12 protein-coding genes are annotated in these 13390 nt (G+C 70.7%); 2 read left to right on the top strand and 10 right to left on the bottom strand.

Annotated elements, in window-relative coordinates; translation table 11 throughout:
• Window positions 1–101: 101 nt before the first annotated feature.
• Complete coding sequence (locus tag ACIPTO_RS25960; protein WP_366319400.1) at window positions 102–668, top strand: SigE family RNA polymerase sigma factor; 567 nt, start codon at window positions 102–104, stop codon at window positions 666–668.
• Window positions 665–1522: a hypothetical protein gene (locus tag ACIPTO_RS25955; protein ID WP_401195987.1), complete on the top strand. Its 858-nt coding sequence runs from the start codon at window positions 665–667 to the stop codon at window positions 1520–1522. The genes ACIPTO_RS25960 and ACIPTO_RS25955 overlap by 4 nt, the downstream gene beginning before the upstream one ends.
• Before the next feature lie 187 nt (window positions 1523–1709).
• Here ACIPTO_RS25955 and ACIPTO_RS25950 read toward each other — a convergent pair whose 3' ends face one another.
• From ACIPTO_RS25950 to ACIPTO_RS25905, 10 genes are all read right to left on the bottom strand, one after another.
• Complete coding sequence (locus ACIPTO_RS25950) at window positions 1710–2501, bottom strand: HAD family acid phosphatase (RefSeq protein WP_401195985.1); 792 nt, start codon at window positions 2499–2501, stop codon at window positions 1710–1712.
• Window positions 2502–2719: 218 nt separating this feature from the next.
• Window positions 2720–3832 (bottom strand): right-handed parallel beta-helix repeat-containing protein, encoded by a 1113-nt coding sequence (locus ACIPTO_RS25945; protein WP_366319406.1) that lies wholly within the window; start codon window positions 3830–3832, stop codon window positions 2720–2722.
• A 22-nt stretch (window positions 3833–3854) separates the two neighbouring features.
• Window positions 3855–4895, bottom strand: a complete 1041-nt coding sequence (locus tag ACIPTO_RS25940; protein WP_401195982.1) for a pectinesterase family protein — start codon at window positions 4893–4895, stop codon at window positions 3855–3857.
• Window position 4896: 1 nt separating this feature from the next.
• A complete protein-coding gene (locus ACIPTO_RS25935) occupies window positions 4897–6060 on the bottom strand; it encodes a pectinesterase family protein (protein WP_401195980.1) in 1164 nt (387 codons plus the stop codon).
• 86 nt (window positions 6061–6146) lie between these two features.
• Window positions 6147–7457: a polysaccharide lyase family 1 protein gene (locus tag ACIPTO_RS25930; RefSeq protein ID WP_401195977.1), complete on the bottom strand. Its 1311-nt coding sequence runs from the start codon at window positions 7455–7457 to the stop codon at window positions 6147–6149.
• A 17-nt stretch (window positions 7458–7474) separates the two neighbouring features.
• Window positions 7475–8260: a rhamnogalacturonan acetylesterase gene (locus tag ACIPTO_RS25925; protein ID WP_401195975.1), complete on the bottom strand. Its 786-nt coding sequence runs from the start codon at window positions 8258–8260 to the stop codon at window positions 7475–7477.
• Between the two features lie 108 nt (window positions 8261–8368).
• Entirely contained in the window at window positions 8369–9706 is a 1338-nt protein-coding gene (locus ACIPTO_RS25920) for a sugar ABC transporter substrate-binding protein (RefSeq protein ID WP_366319412.1), read from the bottom strand.
• A 114-nt stretch (window positions 9707–9820) separates the two neighbouring features.
• Window positions 9821–11329: a family 43 glycosylhydrolase gene (locus tag ACIPTO_RS25915; RefSeq protein ID WP_401195972.1), complete on the bottom strand. Its 1509-nt coding sequence runs from the start codon at window positions 11327–11329 to the stop codon at window positions 9821–9823.
• The gene (locus ACIPTO_RS25910) at window positions 11326–12171 is read right to left on the bottom strand and encodes a PmoA family protein (protein WP_401195969.1); all 846 of its coding nucleotides are present in this window, start codon (window positions 12169–12171) and stop codon (window positions 11326–11328) included. Before ACIPTO_RS25910 ends, ACIPTO_RS25915 begins: the two co-directional genes overlap by 4 nt.
• Entirely contained in the window at window positions 12171–13388 is a 1218-nt protein-coding gene (locus ACIPTO_RS25905) for a Gfo/Idh/MocA family protein (RefSeq protein WP_401195966.1), read from the bottom strand. Before ACIPTO_RS25905 ends, ACIPTO_RS25910 begins: the two co-directional genes overlap by 1 nt.
• Between the last annotated feature and the right edge of the window lie 2 nt (window positions 13389–13390).

The raw sequence follows: 13390 nt of genomic DNA, 5'->3' as shown, positions 1-13390 counted from the left end.
GGTTGAGCACTGCTACGCTTCCGGATCTCGCCGGGACACCCCCGCATCCACACATGTCAGCTACATGACACGCACACACCGCAGCGGAGGAGAGGTTCGCCGTGGGCACTGTCGTCGACGACGCCGCCTCCGAGGAGTTCCACGCCTTCTTCGAGCGGCACTACGCCGAACTGTCGCGCCTCGCCCACCTGTTGACGGGCGAGGCGGACGCCGCCGACGATCTCGCGGCCGACGCGCTGCTCGCGCTGTGGCACCGCTGGGACCGGGTGCGCGCCGCCGACCATCCGGCTGCCTACGCCCGCGGAGTCGTCGCCAACCTGGCCCGCACCCGGATCCGCAGCGCGGTGCGCGAGCGGCGCCGGGTCGCCCTGTTCTGGTCGCAGCGCGAGGAGAGGGCCGAGAACCCGGACGTGGCCGGCGTGGTCGACGTCCAGGAGGCCCTGCGCAGGCTGCCGTTCCGCAAGCGGGCCTGTGTGGTGCTGCGGCACGCGTTCGACCTGTCGGAGAAGGACACCGCGCTCGCCCTCGGTGTGTCCGTCGGTACGGTGAAGAGCCAGACGTCGAAGGGCATGGCCGAGTTGCAGCGGCTGCTCGGACCGCAGAGCCCTCCGCTGCGGATGCACGCGGCGCTGGCACGTGGCGGCGAGAGCGGAGGGAGGACCCGATGAGGCACCAGGACGTGCGCGACGACGAGTTGATCGCCCGGCTGCACGAGGCGGCCGAGGGACACGAGCCCGACCGCTCCCGCGTCCTCGCCCGGCTCGAACGCGGGATGGCCGCGCGGTCCCGCCCCGACCACCGGGCCACCCGGCCGCCCGTGTTCGGCTGGGTGCGGGTGGCCGGCGCGACGGCCGCGGTGGCGGGCGTCCTCGCGGTCGGCGGCTACGCGGTGGCGTCCGCGGTGAAGGGCGGCTCCCCCGCCGAGCAGACGGTGTCCGTCTCCCCCACCCCGACACCCACGCCGTCACCGGACGCGACCCGGCGTACACCGGCCGACTCCGGTGCTCCGCAACCGAGTTCGGGCTCGGACACCACGCACGGCACCCCTGGGGCAAGCACCTCGCCCACCGCCCCCGCGACCCCGTCGACCTCCGCGCCTCCCGCGCCGCCGGCCGCCTCCGGCACCCAGGACGGCCCGCTCTGGTCGGACGGTTCGATCGACCCGGGCAGCAACGACTTCTGGGCGCAGAGCGACATCACCCTGAAGACGACGAAGCAACTCACCGCGCTCACGGTCCGGTTGAAGGTGAGGCAGACCGGCGGGGTCACCTCGTCGGGCGCCTGGCGCTCGCTGCCCGAGCAGGACTTCACGCAGACCGTGACCGAGCAGGACGGCTTCCTCGTCTACACGTGGGTGCTCAGACAGGGCCGTACGGTCGCGGTCGGGGAGTGGGTCTTCGCCGGGCAGTACAACCATGATCGGGGCGGCCGGGACGCCAGGGACGACAGCTACGCGGCGGCGGGCACGGCGGCCGGCCGGCAGCTCGCGGTGCAGGGCGGCTTCGCGGCCCGGACGCCGTAGTCCCGGCGGGTTCCCGGCACGGAAACAACCACACGTTCGTTTTCGACGTCCTCTCCGGTGCGGGCTTCCACAGCCCGGCACGACGTCCGACCGCACAGACCTGCTGACCCGACCCCCCTCGGTCAGCAGAGCGACGCCCCTGCCGGTGACGATCGGCAGGGGCGTCGCGTTGTGCGCGGAAAGGGATCTAGCTCACGAAGTACGTCGGGTTCGGGATCTTGTACGTCTTGTCGGCGTAGCCCCCGTCGAGGTCCGAGTACTGGTCGCCGAAGTTGGCGATGATGTCGTACCCGAGGGACTCGATGTGCTTCCGGGTGCCGGACTTGTACTGCACGGTGGTGCAGGTCCAGGTGCCCGCGGTCGCGCAACCGCTCAGGTACGACGGCGGGTTGGCCGTGTTCTTGAGGAACATGTGGTCGGCGTCGAGGTTGACGTCGGCGCCGACCTTCTTCAGGTTGTCGACCGCGGAGGTGCGCTGCGCCTCGCTGAGACCCGAGTTGTAGAAGACCGTGACGCCCTTGGACGCGGCGTACCGGACCAGCTCGGGGCTGCCGAACACCTCCGGGCGGTTGGCCTGGGCGACGTACGCGGCCCAGGTGGCCGAGCTGTAGCCGTAGTTGTTCTTCTTCTCGTAGTCCAGGCTGAGCAGCAGCGTGTCGTCGATGTCGAAGACGACCGCCGGCTTGGCGCCCCTGTGGTGCTTGCGGGCCGCCTGGTCGATGTACTTCTTGGCGGACGCGTCGATGCGCGCGAGGTCCTTGGCGTAGGGGCTGGTCGCCGAGGCCTGGTAGACGCCGTTGCTGTCGAGCGTGGTGCCGTAGTAGGTGTCGATGTCCTTCGTCAACAGGCCGATGTTGTACGGCTCGTGGGTCGAGTTGGCCGTCGACTGGCCGGCGGTGGCGACGCCACTGCCGTACAGGGCGGCACCAGCGACGACACACGCGGCGCCGAGGGCGGCCGCTCTGAGGGACTTCCGCATGGGATCTCCGGATCTGGTTCCGATGGGTGCTGCACCAGGTCAGAGACTGTCTACGCGCATCACGCGCCGGACGCGAGGTGCGTTATCCGATCGATACGGAATCCACAAGGCGGCCAATTACCCGCCCATGGGCCCCACTTGACCTTCCCTTGGTCGGCTTCCCCCCGGGGTCGTGCGGGCCCGGGCCGGCGGCACCCGGACCGGGCCCGCGTGCCGGGTCAGTTCATCGTCGCGCCGATCGTCGTGCTGCCCGTCGTCAGGAACGTCGTGGACGGCAGGGTGCCGCTGGACGAGCGGGCGTTGTACGTCGTCGAGGCGTCCGTGGAGACGAAGGACGGGGTGGAGACGCCGGAGTCCCAGTTGTTGCCGGCGGAGGTGACGGCGGAGCCCTTGGAGACTGAGCCGCCGCCGTTGCTCACGGCGAGGTTCTTGCCGAGTTTGGCGGAGCTGGTGGCGAAGTAGTAGCCCGCGCCGCTGTTGGCGTAGGCGGTGGTGCGGTTGATGACGATCGCGCCGGTGTTGGAGTTCTCGGTGAAGCCGTTGCCCGCGTTGCCCCAGGCGGCCGAGTTGTTGACGACGTGGGCGACCGTGACACCGTTGCCGCCCAGCTTGTAGCCGTTGCCGTTGCCCTCGAACGCGGAGTCGCCCCAGCGGTTGACGCCGTTGCCGAAGGACCAGCTGTGCTCGATGGTGACCGGCGACGAGAAGGACCAGAGGTCGATGCCGTCGTCCGAGTTGTTGTACAGGCGGGCGCCGGTGACGAGGTTGCCGGTGCCCGAGCCGAACTTGATGGCGACACCGTCCGCGTTCTGGCCGTGCGTCGCGGCGTCGTAGTTGCCGTACGAGTCGAGGTTCTTGACCGTGTTGTTGACGGTGCCGTCGCCGGTGAGGGTGAAGCCGGAGTCGCCGCCGTTGATGGTCTTGACGTTGTTCCAGTTGGTGCCGGTGCAGGACTGGCAGACGACGGCGCTGTCCGGGGAGTTCTGGAAGGTGATGTTGGAGACGTTCCAGTAGTCGGCCGTGAGCTTGAAGATCCAGGATCCCGACGGCAGCGACGAGCCGTCGATCTTCACCGTCTCCGAGCCGTACGCGGTGAGGGTGACCGGCGCCGAGGAGGTGCCGTTGGCCGTCGACTGGAGGGTGGCCGTCGGATAGTAGGTGCCGCCGCGGACCTGGATGACCGTGCCGGCGGTGGCGTTCTTGATGGCGCTGGTCAGATCGGTGGAGTTGCTGACCACGACGGTCGCCGCGTGTGCCGGGGTGGCGAGCACGGCGAGTCCGAGCGAGGCCGTGGTCACGGCGAGCGCGGTGAAGGTGCTGATACGACGCATGACGTGCGGGTCCTTTCGTCGATCAGGGGGAGAGGACGGGTCGCCAGTCGCCGAGGTAGGCGGCGGGGGTGTGCAGACCGGCCTCGGCGGGCGGCAGTTGGGGCCGGTTCTCCGGGACGGTGATCACGGAGCCCGGCCCTGTGTTGCGGTACTCGGCGAAGCGCATCGACTGCCAGGGATAGGCGTCGCGCATGTTCGTGTAGGGCGCGACCGGGTCGATGCCGGGCCCGATCCAGGAGTCCCGCACGACGAGGGACGGCCAGGCCGTCGTCTCGTACGACGGGACCCACGGCCGGGCCAGCTTGTAGGCGGCGTCCTCCGCGCCGGAGGTGATCCGCGAGCGGACCGCGAGGATGCCGTGCGGGTTGGCGCGGGCGGTGGACGGGGCGAAGACCATGCCCTTGGGGGTGAAGGCCACGTCCCGCTGGAGGGTGTGGAAGTGGCAGTCGGCGAAGACCGCCGTCGCCCGCCCGAAGACGAAGTCGACGTCCCCCTCGACGTAGCAGCGCGAGAAGTACTGCCGGCCGAAGGCGTCCAGCGCCGACGTGTCCGCGAACAGCGTGTCCTGGTGGGCGAGGAGGCGGACCCGCGAGAACCGTGAACGGTCGCCCGTCACATACGCGGCCACCGCCTGGGTCCCGGTGATCTCCGGATGGTCCGCGCGCAGCCAGTCGTTGGCGAGGGTGAGGTTCCGTACGGTCAGTCCGGGCGCCGCCGAGGTGAAGGTCGCGGAGCCCGCCGTGCCGTACGTCCCCGAACCGTCCGGCTTCGGCGTCCCGTTGGCGTTGTCGTGGACGATGACGGCGTCACGCGGGTCGGGCGTGGCACCGCGCAACGTCAACTCGCCCGCTTCCACCGGCACGTCGACGACTTCGCGGTACGTCCCCGGGTGCACGACGATCGTCCAGCCGGCGCCGGCCACCGCGTCGACGGCGGCCTGCACGGAGTCACCGGGCCGGACGTGCAGCACACGACGACGGCCGAGACCTGCGGCGGGCCCGGCACCGGCGGCCACCAGCCCACCGGCGATCCCCGTCAGGAGGGTGCGTCTGGGCACGGCCATCTCAGCGCCTCCGCCCCGGGACCCAGTCGCCGAGATACGCCTCGCGGGTCGCCGACTCGGCCTGTGCGGGGGTGAGTTGGGGCCGGTTCTCCGGCACGCTGATCACGGCACCGGGCCCCGTGTTCCGGTACTCGGCGAAGCGCTGGCTCTGCCAGGGGTAGGTGTCCGACATGTTGGTGTAGGGCGCCACCGCGTCGATCCCCGGGCCGAGCAGTGTGTTCCGCACGGTGAGCATCGGACGGGCGGTGGTGTCCGAGCCGGGCACCCAGGGGCGGGCCAACTTGTAGAAGCCGGGCGGGGCTTGACCGCTGACGCGGCTGTGCGTCACGAGGTAGCCGCGCGGGTTCGCGACCGCCGTGGAGGGCGCGAAGACGAAGCCGTACGGTGCCGTCGCCAGGTCGGTGCGGTCCAGGGTACGGAAGTGGCAGCGGTCGTAGACGGCGGTCGCACGTCCGAAGACGAAGTCGACATCCCCTTCGACGTAGCAGCGCGCGTAGTACTGCCGGGCGAAGACGCCGAGCGCCGACGAGTCGGCGTACAGGGTGTCCTGGTGGCCGAGGAAGCGGCAGTCGAAGAACGCCGAGCGGTCGCCCTGCACCTTGACCGCGACCGCCTGGGTGCCGGTGATGCCGGGGTGGTCGGCGCGCAGCCAGTCGTTGGCGAAGGTGATCCGGTGGGCGGTGAAGCCGTCGGTGCGCAGAGTCGTGGTCGCCGACCCGGAGGTGCCGTAGGTGCCCGAACCGTCGGGCTTCTGGGTGCCGTTGGCGTTGTCGTAGACGATGACGACGTCACGCGGGTCCTCGCTCGCGCCGATCCAGGTCATCTCGGTGGCGGCGGCGCCGAGTCGGCCGGTCGCCGGGTCGGTGACCCCGGTGATCACCGTCTCGCGGTAGACGCCGGGCGCCAGGACCAGGGTGTGTCCGGCACCGGTCGCGGCGTTCACGGCGGACTGGACGGTGGTGAAGTCGCCCCGGCCGCGCGGGTCGACGTACAGCGTGAGCGGGGTGAGGCGCGCGGCGGGTGAGCCGTAGCGGCCGAACGGGCGGGGTCCGCCGACGGCGAGGGCGGGGGCGGTGGCGAGGCCGAGCGCGAGGCCCGCGCCGGCGCTCGCCCGGAGGAATCCCCTTCTGGACAGGGGCGGTTGGAGGGAGTGGTGCGAGGGCATGCGGGTGCTCCTTCGCGGTGCGGCTCGTGAGGTGGGCGCGGGTGCCGGGCCGGCCGGTCGGGACCGGCCCGGTGTCCGGAGTGGTGTCAGCGCAGACGGCCCGCGCCCGCGCCCCGGTCGACGAGGAACGGCACGGCCTTCGCGGGGTCGACCTTCGTGCGCAGGGTGGGTGTCCAGCCCGCGCCCGACTGGAGGATCTCGGTCGGGACTCCCGCGTTGTGGACGGCGATCAGGTCGGTGAGCCTGCCGTTGACGTAGTTGTCGTCGGCGGTGAGCGGTGCCTCGGACCACTTCTTGAGGATGGTGGCCTCGTCGATGCCGGACGGGACCGTGAACGCGTTGTGCTCGGCGACGAGTTGGGACTCCAGGCCGATGCCGTAGCTGTAGCCGTAGCCCGGCTCGGCGACGAAGTGGTTGTTGTACGAGTCGACTTGGCCGAAGCGGACGCGGGGTGCGCGCTCGACCAGGTCGGCGAAGAGGTTGTGATGGAGCGTCACCTTCAGATGGCCCCGGTCGACGGCGGCCGTGGAGGCGCTGTCGCTGTTGCCGATGAGGATCGTCTTGTCGTGGTCGGTGAAGACGTTCCAGGAGGCGGTGACGTAGTCGGCGCCCTTGACGATGTCGAGTTCACCGTCGTGCTGCTCGAAGATCCGTCCGAAGTAGGTGGGCAGCGAACTGTCCGGGTGGGCGCCGTCGGTGAACGTGGTGTGGTCCAGCCACACATGGGTGGAGCCGTAGATGACGGCGCTGTCGTACTCGGAGTTCCAGTTGCCGACGGCGGTGTCGGTCGGGTCCCACTGGGGGAAGCAGTCGAGCGGGCTCTCGAAGGAGAGGTTCCGGACGATGACGTTGTCGACGGCCGTGATCTGGAGGCTGGCGCCCTTGAAGCCGGCGTTCCCGCCGGTGCCGATGATGGTGGTGTTCGCGGGGACGGACACCTTGATGGCCTTGCCCTGGGTGGCGGCCGACACCCGGCGCAGGCCCTCGGGGCTGTCGTCGGGTTCGTTGTCGAGGTTCCGGTCGTAGCCCCAGACGGCGGGGTCGTAGGTGGCGAGGTACTGGGCGAAGTCGTAGCCGGGCGCGGCGAAGGAGTCGCAGCCGTCGGCGTTGGCGTCGATCACGCCCTTGACTCTGATGATCTTCGGCGCGGTGCCGGCGGCGGCCAACGCGGCCTTGAAGTCGGCCCAGTCGGAGACGGTGTAGACGTGATCGGGGGTGGCCGTCGCGCCGCCGCTGGTGCCGGTGCCGTAGGAGGCCCAGCCGTCGGCGGCGCCGAGGGTCTGCCGGTCGAGGGGGCGGGGACGGGCCTGGGCGGTGGTCGTGGTGACGGCGAGGGCCAGGGCGGTGCAGCCCACCAGCACCGCTATGACGCGTCCATGACATTTCTGTGTACGCACTGTGCGGGTCTCCTTGTTCAGAGGACCGGGGCGTCCGTCGCCTCGGGCCAGGTGATCCAGGACGTCGGAATGTCCTCGTGCAGCCGGACGACATCGCGCGACGCGAGCACCCGGGTGCGCAGCGACTCCCGCGCCACGAGCCGCGCCACGGCGATCGCGCCGGGCGGATTGAAGTGCGTGTTGTCCTGCTCGGTGCCGGTCCAGTTGAAGTAGACCTTGGTCTCCTCCACCCCGAGCCGCTGCCACAGCGCGAGCGACAGCGCCTCGATGTCGAGCAGCGCGACACGTTCCTCCCGCGCCAGCGCCCGCATCGCCGCCGGGTAGTCCCCGTGCGTCGGCAGCGCGTCGCCGTCCGCGTCGAACCTGCGCCGCTCCACCGGGGTGGCGAGCACGGGCCGGGCGCCATGGGCCCGGGCGCCTTCGACGTACAGCCGCAGATGGTCCTGGTACGTCGTCCACGGCTCGGTGTAGCGAGTGGGGTCCTCGCTCTTCTCGTCGTTGTGCGCGAACTGCACGAGGAGGAGATCACCGGGCTGGATCACGGAGAGGATCGCGTCCAGCCGCCCCTCGTCGACGAAGCTCTTCGAACTCCGCCCGTTCACGGCCTGGTTGGCGACCTTGACGTCCTTCCCCAGAAAGAAGGGCAGTGCCATTCCCCAGCCGGTCTCCGGAGCTTCGGTGGAGTACTTCTGGGCGGCGGTGGAATCACCGGCGATGTAGAGCGTGCGACCCTTCGGCCCTCCGGGTCGAAGAGGAACGGCGGCCAGCGCCGCGAGGGTGACCTGCCTACGGCTTAAGGACACAGGGGTGCCTTTCAACGCAGCTGAGGTGCATGTCCTTTCGGGGCGCGGGGAACTGCGCGACCAGCCACGAGCCGCCCGGCAGTCCCCCGCCATCCGCAACCACCCGACTCAGTGGTTCTTCTTCCAGTCCGCCTGCGCCTTGTTCAACTGGTCGGCCAACGTGTCCAGGAACTCCTTCGCCGTCATCTTCCCCAGCAGCAGCTTCTGGAAGTTCGGCTCGTTGTCCGCCTTGGAGATCGTGTTCCAGTCCGGGAGGTAGTACGGCAGCTGCACGATCTTCGTGTCGGCCCCGTTCAGCGCCGCCGCCGCCAGCTGCGTGGGCTCGGACTTCTGGATCCACGCCGCGTCGGCCGCGTCCGTGTTGGCCGGCACCTGCCCGGCCGACTCGTTGTACTTGGAGTTCTCCGCCGCGGACACCGCGAACTCGATGAACTTCCAGGCCGCTTCCTTGTTCTTGCCGGACTTGAACAGACTCAGCCCGTCCACGGGGTTGGAGATCTGCACACGCGTTCCGTCGTCCAGCGTCGGATTGGGAATTCCCTTGAACTTGTCCGCGCCCAGCGCCTTCAGATGGTCCTGGTACGACCCGAGGTTGTGACTCAGCATCCCGATCGTGCCGCTGTCCCACTGCGCGACCATCTTCGTGAAGTCGTTGTTGAGGTCGGCGGACGGGGTGTCCTTCTTGAACAGCCCGACGTATTTCGCCAACGCGGCAACGTTCTTGGGGTCGTTGACGGTCGTCTTGTCGCCGTCCCAGAAGGACGTGATCCCGGTCTGTCCGTACACCGCGTCCAACGCGGGCGCGATGGAGCCCTCGCCACCGCGAATGGTGAATCCGAACCTGTTCTTCGCCTTGTCGGTGAGTTTGTCGGCGGCGGCGTAGAACTTCGACCAGGTCGTCGGCGCGTCCAGTCCGGCCGCCTCGAACAGATCGGTGCGGTACCACAGCGTGCCGTTGTTGGCGGAGGTGGGAATCTGGTACAGCGTGTCCCCGCCGCCCGCGCTCTTGCTGACGTCGAGCAGGTTCTGGCTCAACTTGCCGTTCAGGGAACTGGACTTGAGCCGGCTGTCCAGCGGCTCCAGCGCCCCCTGCACCGCCACCTCGGCCAGCACCGCCGTCCCCACCCCGCCGACGTCGGGCAGCCCGCCGCCCTGGATCGCGGTGTCGTACTTGGACTGGGCGCTCGCCGCGGGTATCCCGACGTACTTGACCTTGATGTCGGGGTTCTTCTTCTCGAAGTCCGCGATGATCTGCTTCCAGATGTCGGTGCGGACACCGCCGTTGTTGTCCCAGAAGGTGATCGTGCCCTTGCCGGACCCCTCGCCGCCCTTGTCCCCCGCGGCGCCACTGCCGTCGTCGCCGCAGGCGGTGGCGGTCAGCGCGAGCACGGAGCCCAGGGCGACGGCCAGTGCGGCACGCCTGTTTCTGCGGATGCTGGTCTTCATAGGTCGGCTCTCTTCCGATGGGTCCAAAGGGGTGGCGGCGTCACACAGGACGGGCAAGCGCTTGCTACGGAGGTGCGTCATGGCGACTCCCAACAGGCGTACGTGCAGGGCGGGTTAGTGGAGCGGACTGATCCGGAACCGCGCGAAGGCAGCAGCGCCGGCATGTCCCGTGCCGACGGGCGCGAGCGCGAACAGCCCGAGCAGGGCGCCGACCCAGCGCCAGGGGGTGGCGGCGAAGACCTGGCCGCTGGGACGCGGACCGTCCCCGACGTCGTAGCGGAAACGGCAGCGCGCGCCCGTGCCGATCTCGATGCGGAGGCGGACCCGGCCCGCGGGGGCGGGGCAGGTCTCGCCCGCGTCGCGCTCCCGCTCGGCGCCGGGTTCGGCGAAGCGGTGGACGAACGTCACCGTGCCGTCCGCGCCCCGCCGCAGCCCGATCCAGCTGTACGCGTCACCGAGCACGGCGAGTCCGGCACACGCTCCCGGCTCCTCGCTGTGCAGGCGCAGTTCGACCTCGACGGCCACGGGGTCGGCGGGCAGTCGCTGGGTGAGGAGGTTCGGGAGGCGGCGCAGGTCGTGGGTGTCGGCGGTGCGGACGCAGGCCAGGCGGAGGCCGTCGCCGGAGTGCTGGGTGGCCCAGCCGTCCTGCGGGTTCGCCGTCCACTGCCACTGGCGGCCGTACCGTCCGCCGGGGAAGTCGTCGTCGGTGGCGGGCACGGCGGGCGGCTGCGGCGGAAGACCGGGTCTCGGGTGCACGGCCACGGGGGTGCCCGCGTCACCGATGACCGGCCAGCCGTCGTCCCAGCGCATCGGCTGGAGGTGGACCAACCGGCCGTAGGCGCCGCGCTGCTGGAAGTGCAGGAACCAGTCCTCGCCGGACGGTGTGTCCACCCACGCCCCCTGGTGGGGGCCGTTGACGTCGGTGTCCCCCTGCTCCAGGACGACCCGCTCCTCGTACGGCCCGAAGAAGCCGCGGGAGCGGAACGCGCCCTGCCAGCCGGTCCCGACTCCCCCCGCGGGGGCGAGGATCCAGAACCAGCCGTCGCGCAGATGGAGTTTGGGGCCCTCCAGGGTGAACCAGCCGGGGATGCGGTCGGCGTCGACGATGACCTTGCCGTCGTCGAGGAGGGTCGTGCCGTCGGGGTGCATGCGGTGGCCGGTGAGGCGGTTCTTCACGCCCGCGCGGGACTTGGCCCAGGCGTGCACCAGGTAGGCCTCGTCGTGGTCGTCGTCCCACAGGGGGCAGGGGTCGATGAGGCCCTTGCCTTCCTTGAGGAGGTGCGGGCTGGTCCAAGGGCCGCGTATCTCCGGGGCGTTGACCTGGAAGATGCCCCGGTCCGGGTCGCCCCAGAAGATCCAGAAGCGTTCGTCGTGATACCTCAACGCCGGTGCCCACACACCGCAGTCGTGCCGTGGCGTGCTGAACTCCGCGGCGGGCTCTAGGCGTTGGAGGGCATGGCCGACCAGGGTCCAGTTGACCAGGTCGCGGGAGTGCAGCAGGGGCAGTCCCGGGACGCGGCCGAAGCTGGACGCGGTGAGGTAGAAGTCGTCGCCGACGCGGATGACGTCCGGGTCGGACCAGTCCGCGTTCAGGACGGGGTTGGTGTACGTCCCGCGGGTCACTGGCCGACCGCCTTCCGCACGAGCGCGGCGGCCTCGGCGCGGTCCAGGCGGCCGTCGGCGACGACGGTGACGATCCGCCGTACGACCGTGTCGCCCGGCGGGATCGGCAGCCGTTCCTCGGTCGCCAACGAGGAGCCCACACCCGGGTATTCGGCGGTGCGGACGAACCACGGGTCGCGGCGGGTGCGGTCGGTGGCGCCGGCCAGGACGAGGGTCCAGCCGCTCCCGGCGAGGGCGAGCCAGTCGGCGCGGGTGCCGTGGATCTCCGCTTCGCCCTCGCCGTCGGCGGTGAAGACGCCCGGGGGCTCCGCCTCTTTGCGGGCCCGCCAGAAGAAGCCGCCGTACGCGGCTCCCGGGCGGCCGTTGGTGGCGGGGCTGCCGATCGAGAGGGGGTCCGGTGTGATGTTGGTGAGGGAGAAGGTGAAGTCCAACGCCCAGGCGGTGTCCGTGAGTTCGGTGGCGCCGACGGTACGGCGCTCACGGAGCAGCTCGGAGCCGGAGGCCACCCAGCGGAGTTCCTCGACGAAGCCGTCGGGGTCGCGGAGCTGGAAGGCGGAGTGGCGTTGGGCGCCGTGGTTGTCCAGTTCCGTGGGGCCCTGACCACGGACGTAGGTGCGCCCGCCCCAGAAGTTGTGCCCCTCGACGTCGGGAACGGCGACACCGACGCCGAGGTGGTGGGTGTGGTCGACCGGGCTCAGCTCGGTGACCGCCGTGCCCGCGAGAGTGGTCACGGGGTGCAGATACGGGCGCGGGGAGAGCCGGTCGGGCAGCTCGGGCCGGGTGACGTAGCGGGCGACCGGGCGGCCCGCGACGCGCAGCACCGGCGTGTCGTGGGTGATCATCAGGTGCTCACCTCTTTCGGTGGGGCCCAGACGGCGCCCAGTTCGGAGTAGAGGGCGAGGGTGTCGGCCGCCGCCGTGACCAGTGCGTCGATGCCGGGGACGACCCGGCGGTGCTCGGCGGGGATCATCCGCCAGGCGTCGGTGGGCAGTGGGGCCGGGTCGGGGGCCCGGCGGATCGCCTCGACGACCTTCATGAAGGCGCCTGTCGCGTCGGGTTCGACCAACAGGGCGTCGCCGTCGGTGAGACGGCCGACGAGGTTCTCCAGCAGGTCGGTGCGGCCGTACTCGAACTCCTCGGGGCCGTGGCCCGCGCGCTGGAGCAGGACGCGGTCCTGCTTGTACCAGTAGGTGATCCGGCCCTCGCTGCCGTGCACCACCACATAGGGCTCACCGGGGTGTTCGGCGCACAGGGTCGCGGCGACGGTGACCGGACGGCCCTGGACGGTGGTGACACGGACGCAGGAGGTGTCGTCGGACTCGATGTCGTTGGCCCGCAGGAGTTCGGTCTCGATGCGGACGACGTCCTCGGCACGGGTCGTCTCGTTGAGGGCGAGGGCGGTGGCGACGGCGTGGGCGAGGGGGTTGGTGAGCGCGCCGTCGATCACGTCGACGCCGTTCAGCCGCCGCTTGCCCGCCCAGGGCGCGCGCCGGTAGTACGCCTCGTCGCGGGCCCAGGCACCGGCGCCGCCGACTCCGGTGACCGTACCGATCGCGCCCTTCTCGATCAGTTCGCGGACCGCGGGCACGGCGTGCGAGCCGAGCGACTGGAACCCGATCTGGCAGACCACTCCGGCCGCGGCGACCCCGTCGGCCATCCGGCGGAACTCGGCGTACGACGGCGCGGGCGGCTTCTCCAGCAGCAGGTGCACGCCCCGCTCCGCGGCGGCCAGGGCGAGGTCGGTGTGGGTCGGGATCGGGGTGCAGACCACCGCCACCCGGGCGCCGGTGGAGTCGAGGAGGGCGCCGAAGTCAGGTGACTGCGCGGGGAGTTCACCGCCGAACTCCTCCTCGGTCAGCGGGGTCAGCTCACAGATCCCGGCGAGGCGGACGAGCCCCTTGTCCTGGAGCCTGCGGATGTTGTCGACGTGCCAGCGGCCGTGGCCGCGCGCGCCCGCGAGGACGACGGGGACGGGCGTGGAGACGGGCGGGGACACGAGTGCGGGGGCGGGTACGGAAACGGGTGCGGAGGCGGTCGTGGGACCGGTGGTGGGGCTCATGG

It is taken from the genome of Streptomyces sp. NPDC090083 (genome assembly GCF_044747445.1).
Lineage (GTDB): Bacteria > Actinomycetota > Actinomycetes > Streptomycetales > Streptomycetaceae > Streptomyces.
This window is presented reverse-complemented; position numbering and strand designations above follow the sequence as displayed.